General features: G+C 64.2%; 10 protein-coding genes. 6 read left to right on the top strand and 4 right to left on the bottom strand.

The genetic code is table 11. The annotated features are described in order from the left end of the window. Positions 1-732 carry a CBS domain-containing protein gene (locus JWR89_RS08795; protein ID WP_299714444.1) on the bottom strand — a complete coding sequence of 244 codons (732 nt, stop codon included), beginning with the start codon at positions 730-732 and terminating at the stop codon, positions 1-3. Between the two features lie 177 nt (positions 733-909). Between JWR89_RS08795 and JWR89_RS08790 the strand changes: the two genes are divergently transcribed. From JWR89_RS08790 to atzF, 4 genes are all read left to right on the top strand, one after another. Further along, positions 910-1716: an SDR family oxidoreductase gene (locus JWR89_RS08790; protein WP_299714442.1), complete on the top strand. Its 807-nt coding sequence runs from the start codon at positions 910-912 to the stop codon at positions 1714-1716. 380 nt (positions 1717-2096) lie between these two features. After that, positions 2097-2828, top strand: coding sequence for an isochorismatase family cysteine hydrolase (locus JWR89_RS08785; RefSeq protein WP_299714439.1), 732 nt, complete (start codon positions 2097-2099; stop codon positions 2826-2828). Then, complete coding sequence (locus tag JWR89_RS08780; protein WP_299714437.1) at positions 2825-4450, top strand: regulator; 1626 nt, start codon at positions 2825-2827, stop codon at positions 4448-4450. The genes JWR89_RS08785 and JWR89_RS08780 overlap by 4 nt, the downstream gene beginning before the upstream one ends. A gap of 54 nt (positions 4451-4504) precedes the next feature. Continuing rightward, positions 4505-6301 (top strand): allophanate hydrolase, encoded by a 1797-nt coding sequence (gene atzF / locus JWR89_RS08775; RefSeq protein WP_299714434.1) that lies wholly within the window; start codon positions 4505-4507, stop codon positions 6299-6301. Between the two features lie 176 nt (positions 6302-6477). On the opposite strand, the gene JWR89_RS08770 is transcribed toward atzF, so the two are convergent. The 3 genes from JWR89_RS08770 to JWR89_RS08760 form a co-directional block, all read right to left on the bottom strand. Then, entirely contained in the window at positions 6478-8520 is a 2043-nt protein-coding gene (locus tag JWR89_RS08770; RefSeq protein WP_299714431.1) for a HAMP domain-containing methyl-accepting chemotaxis protein, read from the bottom strand. Positions 8521-8742: 222 nt separating this feature from the next. Beyond that, the gene (locus tag JWR89_RS08765) at positions 8743-9423 is read right to left on the bottom strand and encodes a 3-oxoacid CoA-transferase subunit B (RefSeq protein WP_299714428.1); all 681 of its coding nucleotides are present in this window, start codon (positions 9421-9423) and stop codon (positions 8743-8745) included. Continuing rightward, positions 9420-10091, bottom strand: a complete 672-nt coding sequence (locus tag JWR89_RS08760; RefSeq protein ID WP_299714425.1) for a 3-oxoacid CoA-transferase subunit A — start codon at positions 10089-10091, stop codon at positions 9420-9422. Before JWR89_RS08760 ends, JWR89_RS08765 begins: the two co-directional genes overlap by 4 nt. 220 nt (positions 10092-10311) lie before the next feature. Between JWR89_RS08760 and JWR89_RS08755 the strand changes: the two genes are divergently transcribed. Both JWR89_RS08755 and JWR89_RS08750 read left to right on the top strand, forming a co-directional pair. Then, positions 10312-10797 (top strand): (2Fe-2S)-binding protein, encoded by a 486-nt coding sequence (locus tag JWR89_RS08755; RefSeq protein WP_299714422.1) that lies wholly within the window; start codon positions 10312-10314, stop codon positions 10795-10797. A 94-nt stretch (positions 10798-10891) separates the two neighbouring features. Beyond that, the coding region (locus tag JWR89_RS08750) for a xanthine dehydrogenase family protein molybdopterin-binding subunit (protein ID WP_299714420.1) at positions 10892-13055 on the top strand (2164 nt) is incomplete at its 3' end.

Here is a 13055-nt window from a genome sequence, read left to right as displayed (position 1 = left end):
TCAGACCGCTTTCGCGGTACCGTCCAGTTCGTCGTCCGGCAGGAAATACACGCCCGACATCGAATCCACCCAGCACATGTGATCGCGGACCTGTTTGACGCCGGCGACGTTCTCGGCCGCGACCACGATGGCCTGGCGAACGTTTTCGTCGGTGATAATGCCGCGGATGTCCACGATCCCGTCCCGGACCAGCACGCCGAGTCCGACGGGCGTCCAATCCTGCTGTTCGATGGTCGCGATGATGCGCCGGCGGATATGATCGTCCGCCGCGGTGGGATCAGGCACGTCGTGCAATGCATTGGCGACGGCCTGCACGAAGTTCTGCCGGCTGACGATACCGACCAGCCGGCCACCCTGAATCACCGGGACCCGCTTGATCTGATGCTTCTCCATCAGATCGACGATATCGGCAAGCGGCGTCTCTTCCGTGACGGAGCGGACGTCGCGGGTCATGATCTCATCGACCTTGCGCCCCGCGGCATGGACGTATTCCAGCGCTTGCGAACCGGGACCGCGGAGAAATTCCAGCCAGCGCGGCCGCCGGCGCTGCGTGCCTACTTCCTGTCGGCGCAGAAAGTCGCGCTCCGTCACCATCCCGACCAACGCGCCGGAATGATCGACCACCGGCAACCCGCTGACATGATACTCGGCCATCAGCCGGGCCGCTTCTCCAATCGACGCATCTGGTGAAACCACGATCACCTTGCGCGTCATAATGTGATGAGCTCTCATGAAACTCTCCCGTTGGTTGAAGTCGGCCTGCTGGAGCGAGCCGGCTGGCCGAGCATACGGCCTTGCGCTCGGCCGGCCTTGATCCAGCGCAACGGCGGGGGGTTCTTGACTCGCTTTCAGGCCACGTTCAGACCATTCGCCAAGCAAGAATATCCAGGCAGGAATACCGGAGGGGTCATGTTCAAGGATCTGTTTTCGCTCGCCGGGCGCGTCGCGCTGGTGACCGGCGGCTCGCGCGGCATCGGCCGGATGATCGCGGCGGGCTTTCTCAGCCAGGGCGCCGCAAAGGTCTACATCACCGCACGCAAGGCCGGACCGTGCGAAGCCACCGCACAGGAACTGACCGCTGAATATGCCGGCGAATGCATCGCGCTACCGATCGACATCTCCACCATGGCCGGCATCGACATGCTCGCGGCCGAAATCAAGAAGCGCGAACCGAAGCTCGACATCCTCGTCAACAACGCCGGCGCGGCGTGGGGTGCCGAATTCGACGACTTCCCGGAGAGCGGCTGGGACAAGGTGATGACGCTCAACGTCAAGACGCCGTTCTTCCTCACCAAGGCGCTCGCGCCTGCGCTGCGCGCCGCCGCCAGCGCCGAAAGGCCGGCGAAGGTGATCAACATCGCCTCGATCGACGGCATCTTCGTCAACCCGATGGAGACCTATTCCTACGCCGCCAGCAAATCCGGCCTGATCCATTTGACGCGGCGGATGGCGGTGCGGCTGATCAAGGATCACGTCGTGGTCAGCGCGATCGCGCCGGGGCCGTTCAAGTCCGACATGAACAAGGCCGCGCGCGACAACGCGGACGAAGTCTCATCCCGAGTGCCGGCAGGCCGCATCGGTACCGACGAGGACATGGCGGGCGCCGCGATCTACCTCGCCTCGCGCGCCGGAGACTATGTGGTCGGCGCCACCATCGCGGTAGATGGCGGCATCGTTTACGCGAACCCGGGCATTAAAGGCGACGGCTGGGATTAGCCGGCGCTTTTTCGGCGCAGGCGCGCGTCGTGATCGTAAAGCGTGAAACCCGCGCGCTGTTTGCAGGCCTTGAGACCAAAATAAGGCGGGCGGAACCGGTGCCGCTGCATGCCGTATTGTCGTCGTTCCAAACCCGCGACGGCAGGCCAATCCGCCAACCGACTGCGCCGCCATTTAATCTGGCACCGATGACGTATTAAGCAAAAACCCGTTTTCGTCGCGCCTGCTTAAGACTTGAGCAGCACTCATAACCTCTCATTCGAGATTGATATCACTAACAAAATATCGAGATGCTTGACCGTACGACGCGTTGTACACAATGGCACGCTGCTTGCTTCAGTACCCCCCGAGATGTCCATAGCTCGGGGGAGTAATCGGCAATGGCGGACTCACTGCATACAACGATAGCCGCTGAGCCAGGCCCGATCGATATCGATTGGAGCACGACAGCGCTCCTGATCATCGACATGCAGCGCGACTTCATGGAGCCCGGCGGCTTCGGCGAGACGCTCGGCAACGACGTCTCGCAACTCGCCCGCGCCGTTCAGCCCATCGCGGCCCTGCTGAAGGCAGCGCGCGAGACCGGCATGCTGGTGGTGCATACCCGCGAAGGCCACCTGCCCGATCTCTCGGATGCGCCGCCCGCCAAGGTCGAACGCGGCGCGCCGTCGTTGCGGATCGGCGATCCCGGACCGATGGGCCGCATCCTGATTCGCGGCGAGGCCGGCCACGACATCATCCCCGCTCTGTATCCCGTCGAGGGTGAGATCGTGATCGACAAGCCCGGCAAGGGCGCGTTCTACGCCACCACGCTCGGCGCCGACCTCAAGGCGCGCGAGATCGACACGCTCCTGGTATGCGGCGTCACCACCGAAGTCTGCGTCAACACCACCGTGCGAGAGGCCAACGACCGCGGCTATCGCTGCATCGTGATCTCGGACGGCTGCGCCTCCTACTTTCCCGAATTCCACGAGATGGGCCTGAAGATGATCAAGGCCCAGGGCGGCATCTTCGGCTGGGTCGCCGACGCCGCCGCGATTCTTGAAGCCATGACACTTCTCAAAAATCCACCGGAGACTTCCAACAAACTCGCAGCAGGAGCATCGCGATGAGCACGACCACGGGGACTGCCGGCAAATCAGAGTTCAAGCCTCTGCTCTGGACACCGGGCGACTGGAATGCCTTTTTCGGATTCGGCACCAACATCCTCGTCAACATGCTGGTGCTCACCGGCCTGCTGCGCTTCGTACTGAAGATGCCGGACAATATCGTGTTCGGCCGCATCCTGCCGGCGCTCGGCCTGATGATGTGCCTATCGACCTTCTACTACGCATATCTCGCCTACAAGCTCGCGCAGAAGACCGGCCGTAACGACGTCTGCGCGCTGCCTTCGGGCATCAGCGTGCCGCACATGTTCATCGTCACCTTCGTGATCATGCTGCCGATCACCATTACCACCGGTGATCCCATCAAGGGCTGGGAAGCCGGCCTGGTCTGGGTGTTTTTCCAGAGTTTTATTCTCATGATCGGCGGCTTCGTCGCGCCGTGGATCCGCAAGGTGACGCCGCGCGCCGCGTTGCTCGGCACGCTGGCCGGCGTCTCCATCGCCTTCATCGCAATGCGCCCGGCGCTGGAAATGTTCATGACGCCGGTGATCGGCCTGACCTGCTTCGCCATCATCATGCTGAGCTGGTTCGGCGGCTATCGCTATCCCAAGGGAATTCCGGCCGGGCTGGTGGCGATCGGCGTCGGCATGGTGATCGCCTGGGGCTCGAACTTGTTCGGCGTTGGAATCGGCGGCGTCAGCGTTGCCGGCGTCAAGGCGGCCTTCACCAACTTCGGCTTCTCGGTGCCTATCCCGGCGATCGATCACGTGTTCTCCGGCTTCCAGTTCCTCGGCGTCATCCTGGTGACCGCGATTCCGTACGGCATCTACGACCTGGTCGAAGCGATGGACAACGTCGAAAGCGCGGAAGCGGCCGGCGACGAGTACCCGACCACCCGCGTACTGACCGCCGACGGCGTCGTCTCGCTGATCGGCTGCCTGATGGGCAACCCGTTCATCAACGCCGTCTATATCGGCCATCCCGGCTGGAAGGCGATGGGCGGCCGGATCGGTTACTCGGCGGCAACCGGCATCATGGTCGTGGTGCTGTCGTGGTTTGGTGTCATCTCCTTGATGCTGGCCATCGTCCCCGTGGTCGCGATCTCGCCGATCCTGCTCTATATCGGCATGCTGATCTGCGCGCAGGCCTTCGAGACCACGCCCCGCGAGCACGCGCCGGCCATCGCGCTGTCGCTGACGCCGCATCTGGCGGCCTGGGCCACGGTGCTGTTATCCGGCGCGCTCGGCGCCGCCGGCATGAACTTCGGCGCGCAGCACGCGCCGGAATTCATCGCCAAGATGGGGCAGAACGGCGTGCTGTTCCACGGTCTCGAAGTGATGGGCGGCGGCTCGATCCTGACCGGCTTGGTGCTCGGCGCCATCGCGGTGTTCGTCATCGAGCGCAAGTTCGTCAACGCCTCGGCCTTCGCGCTGGCCGGCGCGGTCATGACCTATTTCGGCTTCATGCATGGCGAGGCGATCGGCATCGGTGGCGGATGGGGGGTGACGCCAGGCGTCGCCCTGGCCTATGCTATCGTGGCAGCCGGGCTTTTCGCAGCGGAGAAGTTCGGCGCCACCAGTCTTTCAGTATCTCAATCGGAGCCGCCTCTTGCCGTGCCTGCTGAATAAAGCCTTCTCCCTTCGCGGATGGCGCGCTCGCGCCATCCGCAGCAGGTTCGCCTCGTGACCGAAACCATTGCTGCGATCGTCGCCGCGCATCGCGCCGGCACCATCACGCCCGCCCAGACCGTGGCGCGGAGTTTTCAACGCATCCGCGATCACGGCGATCCCGCGATCTTCATCACCTTGCGCAAGGAGGCCGAGGCGATTGCGGAGGCCGAGGCGCTCGGCGCGAGAGATGCCGCGACGCTGCCGCTGTATGGCGTGCCCGTCGCGGTGAAAGACAATATCGACGTCGCCGGCCTGCCGACCACCGCCGCCTGCCCGGCCTTTGCCTATACGCCGAGCCGCGATGCCAGTGCCGTGGCGCGATTGCGCGCCGCCGGCGCCATCATCATCGGCAAGACCAACCTCGACCAGTTTGCGACGGGTCTGGTCGGCGTCCGCTCGCCCTACGGCATTCCGAAGAATGCGATCCGCGACGACCTGATTCCGGGCGGCTCAAGTTCGGGCTCGGCGGTCGCCGTCTCCGCCGGCCTGGTGCCGCTGTCGCTGGGCACCGACACCGCCGGCTCCGGCCGGGTGCCGGCGATGCTCAACAACGTTGTCGGCCTCAAGCCCAGCCTCGGCCTGATCCCGACCGCCGGCGTGGTGCCGGCGTGCCGGACGCTGGACTGCGTGTCGATCTTCACGCTCACGGTCGATGATGCGATGGCGGCCCTTGATGCGATGGCCGGCTACGACGCGCACGATCCCTATTCGAAGAAGCAGCCGCTGCAAGCACTGACGGAATTCCCGAAAGGCCTGCGGCTCGGCGTGCCGCGCAACGGCCAGTTGATCTTCTTCGGCGATACGGTTTCCGAGAAAGCCTATGCCGACGCGCTGAAACGCTGGACGTCGCTCGGCGCGACGCTGGTGGAATTCGACCTCGAGCCGTTCTACGAGACCGCGCGGCTGCTCTATGACGGGCCGTGGGTGGCGGAACGGCTGCTGGTGATCCGCGACTTGCTGGCCTCGGCGCCGAATGCCATCCATCCGGTGACCCGCGAGATCACCATCGCCGGCGCGCGGCTGAGCGCCACCGACACTTTTGCCGCGCTCTACAAATTGCAGGGCCTCAAGCGCACCGCCGAGACGGCGTTCGCCAACATCGACGCGCTGGTGCTGCCGACCGCGCCGACGGCCTACACCACGGCGCAGGTGCTGGCCAATCCCATCGAGCTCAACAGCCGACTGGGCACCTACACCAACTTCGTCAATCTGCTCGACCTCTGCGGCCTGGCATTGCCGGCGGCCATGCGCACCGACGGCATTCCGTTCGGCATTACGCTGCTGGCGCCGGCCGGCCACGACGCGCAACTCGCCAGTATCGGCCGCGCGTTCCACGCCGACACCAGGCTCACTATGGGCAGCCAGAAACTGCCGCAGCCGGCGCTGGCGGCATTGCCCGCGATAACGCATGGCGACGAGATCGCCATCGCCGTGGTCGGCGCGCATCTGTCGGGCATGGCGCTGAACGGCGAATTGCAGGCCCTGAACGGGCGGCTGCTGAAGGCCACCACGACGGCGCCGGACTACAAGTTCTACGCGCTGAACGGCACCACGCCGGCGAAGCCGGGCCTGCTCCGCGTCGAAGCCGGATCGGGCGCGTCGATCGCCGTGGAAGTGTGGGCGCTGTCTGCCGCCGCGTTCGGAAAATTCGTCGCCGCGATTCCCTCGCCGCTGTCGATCGGCACGCTGCAACTCGCCGACGGCTCAAACGTGAAGGGCTTTCTGGTGGAAGCCGCAGCAATCGAAGGCGCCCGCGATATCTCGCATTTCGGCGGCTGGCGTGCCTATACGGCGGACGGCAAAAAGTAGGTCATCGTTTCCCGGACGCGGTGCGGCACTCTTGTGCCGCTCCGCAGATCCGGGATCCCGGTTTCCTCTTCGCAGTTACTTACCAGCACAAAAACCGAGGCTCCGGCTCTGCGAAGCAATACTTCCGAGCGATGCTGCGCATCGCAAGGTTGCATCGCGTCCGGGGAACGATCGCGTCACGCCGCGCGGATATTCGCCATGAAGCGATCCAGCTCGGCGCGCAGACGGGTGCTCTCGCTCGACAGCGTCTGAGCCGAATGCAGCACCTGTTCCGAGGCCGCGCCCGTTTCGGTGGCGCCGCGATTCACCGCAGTGATGTTGCTGGCCACTTCCTGGGTGCCATGCGCCACGCGCTGAACGTTCTGCGCGATCTCCCTGGTCGCCGCGCCCTGCTGCTCGACGGCGCTGGCGATCTCCGAGGCGATGCCGGAAATCTCCGCGATGGTGCTGCCGATCTGCTTGATCGCCGTCACCGACTCCTGAGTGGCGCTCTGCATGCCGGCGATCTGCGCGGAGATCTCGTCGGTCGCCTTCGCCGTCTGGCTGGCCAGCGACTTTACTTCGGAGGCAACCACGGCGAAGCCGCGGCCGGCATCGCCGGCGCGTGCCGCCTCGATGGTGGCGTTGAGCGCCAGCAGGTTGGTCTGACTGGCGATTGCCGTGATCAGATCGACCACGTCGCCGATCCGTTGCGCCGCGCGTGACAGTTCGCTGATCCGCTCGTCGGTCTGCTCGGCCTGCTTGACCGCGCTGTCGGCGATCCGGCTCGAGGCCTGCACCTGGCGGCCGATCTCGCCGACCGACAGCGAAAGCTCCTCGGTGGCGGTGGCCACCGACTGCATGTTGGACGAGGCTTCTTCCGACGCGCCGGCGACGCGGCCGGACAGGCCTTCGGTGGTCTCGGCGGTGCGGGTCAGCGTGCCCGCGGCCGTCTCCAGTTGCCCGGCCGAGTCCGAGACGTTGGCGACGATGGCGCCGACCGCGGATTCGAAATCGTCGGCGAAACGGATCAGCTCGGCGCGGCGCGCGGTGCCGGCGGCGCGATTCTGCTCGTCATGGGCGGCGGCATCGCGCTCGGCCTTGGCGATCGCCTCGACCTTGAACTCTTCCACGGCAGCAGCCATCTCGCCGAGTTCATCGCGGCGGCCGAGCCCCGGCAGCACGATCTCGAAATCGCCGGCGGCCAGCTTGCGCATCGCCCCACACATCGCCGTCATCGGCTTCGAAATGCTGCGGCCGAGCAACGCGGCCAACAGCGCGCCAATCACGAACCCGCCGAGGCCAAGGATCGCCACCTGGCGTTCCGTCGCGTGGATCGTCGCATCGGATTCGTTTTCGAGCCGCTGCTGGTCCGACAGCAGATCGGCCTTCATGGCGGACGACAGCTTGGTAATCGCCGCCGCGGTTTCGGACATCTCCTTGAACAGTTCGTCGATTGCCTTGGTGTTATCGACGTATTTGGCGAAAGCCAGACGATAGGCCTTCACTTCTTCGAGGATCTGTCTGACCTTCTGGTTGATGCTCTCATTGTTCGCATAGATCGTGGCAAACGAGTTTTCCAGGAACTTGGCGCGTGCGAAGGCCGAACTCGCGGTCTTCTCGTCCGCCTTGCCGATGAAGGTGTTCATCAGCGAGGAGGCGGTGATGAACTGCGTGGTGATATCCTTCACCTGGTCCTGAATCGAAGACAGCCCTGCCATGGTAGCGGTGTCGCCGAGGTCATCGAGCTTGGTGCGCAACATCAGGCTGGTGCGGGAAATCTGGTTGGAGGCGATCAGTTCGTTGTCGCCCTTGACCTTGAGGATATCGGCGAAAATCTTGGCGAAGATCGTGAACTCGCGGCCGAGCTTGGTAATCTTGTCGAGCCGCGCCGAATCCGTCGTCGCCCTCATCGATTGATCGATGGTTTCCTTCAGGCTCGCTTGCGCGGCAAGCGCCGCCTTGGCGTCGTCTTCCTTGCCGGTGACGACATAGTAGCGCGTCAGGGCCTGATAGGCCGTCAGTTCGCGATCGATGTTGCGGGCGAGGCCGGATTCCGCAACGCTGGTGCGATACGACACCACGCCAGAGGAGACGCGCTCGAAGCCGACATAGGCCAGGCCCATGCTGAGCGCGGAGATGGCGAGCACGGCGGCGAAGCCGAGCGTCACTTTTGCGCGAAATCGCAGGGCCGGAAATTTCGAAACCGGCCGCAGCCGCACAAGCGTCTTCAATCCCACGTCAGGCTCCCGTTCGCTCCCATGACATCGGGTGCCCGAACGCTCGCGCCCAGACCCCGACGCTTCACGCTACGACGCAATGGCTAAGGCGGAGTAAACGTGCACCGGAGCATCCGGAGGTTGCAACACGCTCCCAGGGTTGGCTGCGGTGGGCGAAGTGAAGCGTGCCACGCCCTGCTTTCCCGCGCTGGAACGGCGCAAAAGCGCCTTTGCCCGCTTATCTTACGCCGCTATCGCCGCGGGCGGCGCCAGCGCCTGCCAGCTGTTGGCGAGTTGCAATTCCGGCTCGGTGATGGCCTGCAGCTTTTCCAGCGTCATGCCGTCCACCATCTCCACCACGAACAGCCCGTGCGGCGTGACGTCGATCACCGCCAGGTTGGTATAGATGCGTTTGACGCAGCCGGCGGCCGTGAGCGGCAGCGAGCAATGCCTGAGAATGCGCGGATTCCCCTTCTTGTCGGTGTGGTCCATGATGACGCGAATTTCCTTCGCACCGACCGCGAGGTCCATGGCGCCGCCGACACCGGGCGGGAAGGCCGGGTCTTCGGTGGTCCAGTTGGCGAGATCGCCGGCCTCCGACACTTCAAACGCGCCGAGCAGGCTGACGTCGAGATGGCCGCCGCGGATCATCAGGAAGGCGTCGGCGTGATGCACGAACACCCCGCCGGTGATCAGCGTGGTGTAGTTCTTGCCGGCGTCGATCAGGTTCTCGTCTTCCATGCCCGGCTCGGGCTTGGCACCGAGTCCCAAAATGCCGTTCTCGCTGTGGAAGATGACTTCGCGATCAGCCGGCACGTAGCTCGCGGCCAAGGTCGGGATGCCGATGCCGAGATTGACGAACGCGCCTTCGGGCAGATCCTGCGCGGCGCGCCAGGCCATCTGTTCACGGGTCAGCGGCTTCATGGGTTGGCTCCTACAACAACGACGCGATCGACAAAGATGCTCGGGGTGACCACAGCTTCGGGATCGAGGCTGCCGAGCTCGACCATTTCGTTGACCTGGACCACGCTGAGATCCGCGGCCATCGCCATCACCGGATTAAAATTCCGCGCCGACTTGATATAGGTCAGGTTGCCCCATCGATCCGCCTTGTCGGCACGCAGCAGCGCTATGTCGCCCTTCAGCGGCTTCTCGAACACGTGCAGCCGGCCGTCGATCTCGCGGGTTTCCTTGCCATCGGCCAGTTTTGTTCCAGCCGACACCGGCGAGAAGAATCCGCCGAGCCCCGCGGCATGGCAGCGCATGCGTTCGCTGATGGTGCCCTGCGGTACGAGTTCCAGCTCAAGCGTTTTGGCGCGGTAGGCGTTCAGGAAGGCGCTGTAGTCACCGGACCGCGGATAGGAGCAGATCACCTTGCGGACGCGGCCGGAATTGAGCAAACGGGCCAGGCCGTGATCGCCATTGCCGGCATTGTTGGCGACGATGACCAGATCGCGCGCACCCTGTTCGTGCAACGCCTCGAGCAGGTCGTCGGCCACCCCGACCGCGCCGAAGCCGGCCACCAGCACGGTCGCGCCGTCCTTCACCCCGGCCACGGCATCGGCCAGAGTTTTCACTTGCTTGTCGATCACGAACCCAAACTCCCCGTCGTGGAATTATTGTTTTGGTACGGCCGCTTGCCGCACTTGTTGCAGCGCGAATAGAGCATCAAGCGAGAGCTGCATAAAGCCACAAATCTGCAGGCGGGGTGCGCATTACTTACTCTCCTCAGGGAGGATAGAGAAAATCCCCATTGCAAAGTTTTCGGGCCGCGCTTCTAATTAGATCAATTAAAAATACCGGGAGGCCTGCGTGTCCACAGTCAAACTGACGGTCAACGGCAAAGCTGTCTCTGCCGATGTCGAAGACAGAACCCTTCTCGTCCAGCTGCTCCGCGAGCATCTCAACCTCACCGGTACCCACGTCGGCTGCGATACCAGCCAGTGCGGCGCCTGCGTGGTGCATATCGACGGCCGCGCGGTGAAGTCCTGCACCACCCTGGTGGGCCAGGTCCACGGCGCCAACGTCACCACCATCGAGGGCATCGCCAAGGGCGATCAGCTACACCCGATGCAGGCGGCGTTCCGCGACAATCACGGACTGCAATGCGGCTACTGTACGCCTGGCATGATCATGGCCTCGATCGATATCGTCAACCGCCACGGCGGCGACCTCGACGAGGAGACGGTTCGCCACGAACTCGAAGGCAATATCTGCCGCTGTACCGGCTATCACAACATCGTCAAGTCGGTGCTCGATGCGGCATCGCGCATGAAGGTGTCAATGGCGGCAGAGTGATCGGCGCCGCACTGCACTATCGACTCAATAAGAATACGAAGCCGCCGGATTTCGATGGAAACGGCGGACCACATACTTCGGCAGGGAGACGATCATGGGCGTGGAAGGCATCGGCGCGAGCGTCGTGCGCAAGGAAGACAGGCGTTTCATCACCGGCCGCGGCCGCTATGTCGACGACATCAAGGTGCTGGGCCTGACCCACGCGCATTTCGTCCGCAGCCCGCATGCCCATGCGAAAGTCAAAAGCATCGACGCTTCGGCAGCCAAGGAAATGCCGGGGGTGGTCGATGTGCTGACCGGGCAGCAACTGGTCGATGACAAGATCGGCAACCTGATCTGCGGCTGGGCAGTGTCGTCGAAGGATGGCACGCCGATGAAGATGGGCGCCTGGCCGGCGATGGCGCCGGAAGTCGTGCGCTTTGCCGGACAGGCGGTCGCCGTGGTGATCGCCGAAACCAAGAACCAGGCGCGCGACGCGGCGGAAGCCGTGATCGTCAGCTACGAGGAGCTGCCGGCCGCCGCCCACATCAAGGCGGCGATCGCGCCCGGCGCGCCGCAGTTGCACCCTGAAGCACCCGGCAATGTCGTCTACGACTGGGCAATTGGCGACGAGAAGGCGGTCAACGACGCCTTCGCCAAGGCTGCCAATGTCGTGTCGCTCGACCTCACCAACAATCGCCTGGTGCCGAACGCGATGGAACCGCGTGCGGCGATCGCGGAGTATGACGACGCGGAAGAGCATTTCACGCTGCACACCACCTCGCAAAATCCGCACGTCGCGCGCCTCGTCCTGTCGGCATTCTACAACATCGCGCAGGAACACAAGCTGCGGGTGGTGGCGCCGGATGTCGGCGGCGGCTTCGGCTCGAAGATCTTCATCTATCCGGAAGAGATGGTGGCGCTGTGGGCCTCGAAGAAAGTACGTCGCCCGGTGAAATGGACCGGCGACCGTTCCGAAGCCTTTCTCACCGACGCCCATGGCCGCGACCATATCTCGCATGCGGAGATGGCGTTCGACGCCGGCAACAGGATACTGGCCTTGCGGGTCAAGACCCACGCCAATTTCGGCGCCTACATGTCGCTGTTCTCGTCGTCGGTGCCGACCTATCTCTACGCCACGCTACTGTCGGGCCAGTACAACATCCCGGCGATCTACGCCGAGGTGATGGGCGTCTACACCAACACCACGCCGGTAGACGCCTATCGCGGCGCCGGGCGGCCGGAGGCTTCGTACTTGCTCGAACGCCTGATGGAGACCGCGGCGCGGCAGCTCAAGGTCGATCCGGCCGAATTGCGCCGGCAGAACTTCATCACCCAGTTTCCACACCAGACGCCGGTGATCATGGCCTACGACGTCGGCGATTTCGGCGCCTCGCTGGATTCGGCGATGAAGGCGATCGACTATGCCGGCTTCCCCGCTCGCAAGGCGAAAGCCAAGGCAGAGGGCAAACTGCGCGGCATCGGCCTCTCCTGCTACATTGAGGCCTGCGGCATCGCGCCGTCGAAGGCCGTCGGCAGCCTGGGCGCCGGCGTCGGCCTGTGGGAATCCGCCGAGGTGCGCGTCAATCCCGTCGGCACCATCGAAGTGCTGACCGGATCGCACAGCCACGGCCAGGGCCACGAGACGACCTTCGCGCAACTCGTCGCCGGACGGCTCGGCATTTCCGTCGATCAGGTGCAGATCGTTCACGGCGACACCGACAAGGTGCAGTTCGGCATGGGCACGTACGGCTCGCGCTCGGCGGCGGTAGGCATGTCCGCGATCTTCAAGGCGATGGAGAAGATCGAGGCCAAGGCGAAGAAGATCGCTGCGCATCAGCTCGAAGCCTCGGAGGAAGACATCGTCATCGAGGACGGCCTGTTCAAGGTGACCGGCACCGACAAGTCGATCGCGTTGCCGATGGTGGCGCTGGCGGCCTATACCGCGCACAACCTGCCGGACGGCATGGAGCCCGGCCTGAAAGAAGGCGCGTTCTACGACCCCACCAACTTCACCTTCCCGGCCGGCGCCTATATCTGCGAGATCGAGGTCGATGCCGGCACCGGCAAGACGCATTTCGTTGACTTTGTCGCGGCCGACGATTTCGGGCGGTTGATCAACCCGATGATCGTCGAAGGCCAGGTCCATGGCGGGCTCGCGCAGGGCATCGGCCAGGCGCTGCTCGAAGGCGCTTACTATGACGAGAACGGCCAGCTCATCACGGCATCCTTCATGGATTACGCGATGCCGCGCGCCGACGATCTGCCGTCGTTCAAAC

It is taken from the genome of Tardiphaga sp. (assembly GCF_028290785.1).
GTDB lineage: Bacteria > Pseudomonadota > Alphaproteobacteria > Rhizobiales > Xanthobacteraceae > Tardiphaga.
This window is presented reverse-complemented; position numbering and strand designations above follow the sequence as displayed.

Coding starts and splice junctions, on each gene's coding strand:
- JWR89_RS08780 (WP_299714437.1), top strand. CDS start 2,825: ATGAGCACGACCACGGGGACTGCCGGCAAATCAGAGTTCAAGCCTCTG.
- JWR89_RS08790 (WP_299714442.1), top strand. CDS start 910: ATGTTCAAGGATCTGTTTTCGCTCGCCGGGCGCGTCGCGCTGGTGACC.
- JWR89_RS08795 (WP_299714444.1), bottom strand. CDS start 732: ATGAGAGCTCATCACATTATGACGCGCAAGGTGATCGTGGTTTCACCA.
- JWR89_RS08765 (WP_299714428.1), bottom strand. CDS start 9,423: ATGAAGCCGCTGACCCGTGAACAGATGGCCTGGCGCGCCGCGCAGGAT.
- JWR89_RS08785 (WP_299714439.1), top strand. CDS start 2,097: ATGGCGGACTCACTGCATACAACGATAGCCGCTGAGCCAGGCCCGATC.